1 protein-coding gene is annotated in these 592 nt (G+C 67.1%); it reads right to left on the bottom strand.

Annotated elements, in window-relative coordinates:
* The coding region (locus CCN37_RS38765; RefSeq protein ID WP_143262109.1) for an FAD-binding protein at window positions 1–385 on the bottom strand (385 nt) is incomplete at its 3' end.
* Between the last annotated feature and the right edge of the window lie 207 nt (window positions 386–592).

The raw sequence follows: 592 nt of genomic DNA, 5'->3' as shown, positions 1-592 counted from the left end.
GATGATCCCTGATGCCGCCGGCCTTGATGCGGCGCGGACCGGCAAGGCCGGCGCCGATCATGCCGCCGATCGTGCCGGCGCCCGCGCTGCCGAGCAGCACCGAAATGTCCACCGGCTCGAAGGCGAATTGCTGGTTCTTGGCATCGATCAGGGATTGCACGTCGGCGAGCGGCGCGCCGGCCTCGACGGTGATGATCAGCTCGTTCGGCTCATAGGCGGTGACCGCGTTCAGCACCGACACGTCGAGCACCGCATTGGTCGCCATCGGATGGCCGATGGCGCGCTTCGATCCATGACCGATGATCTCAAGCGGCTGCTCGCTGGCGATCGCCGCGCGCACCACCTCTTCGACATCCTTGATGTCTCTGACTTTGAGCGTTTCCACAGGCTAGGCGGTATCGAAATTCGGCTCCGAAATCAAATGCGCGCGCCGAACACGTCTCGGAATGCGACGAGCCCGGGGGCGGTGATCTCGACCGAACGGCCCTGCGGCCGGCGCCGGATCCAGTCGCGCTGCAACGCGAGGTCGGCAACCGCGGCCCCTGCCCGTCCGGCCAGATGCGGACGCCGCTCGCTCCAGTCGAGACAGGGC

The organism is Allokutzneria sp. NRRL B-24872 (assembly GCF_002155965.1).
In the GTDB taxonomy this organism is placed as follows: domain Bacteria; phylum Actinomycetota; class Actinomycetes; order Mycobacteriales; family Pseudonocardiaceae; genus Allokutzneria.
The sequence above is the reverse complement of the archived record's forward strand: the minus strand, read 5'-3'. Positions and strand labels throughout refer to the sequence as shown.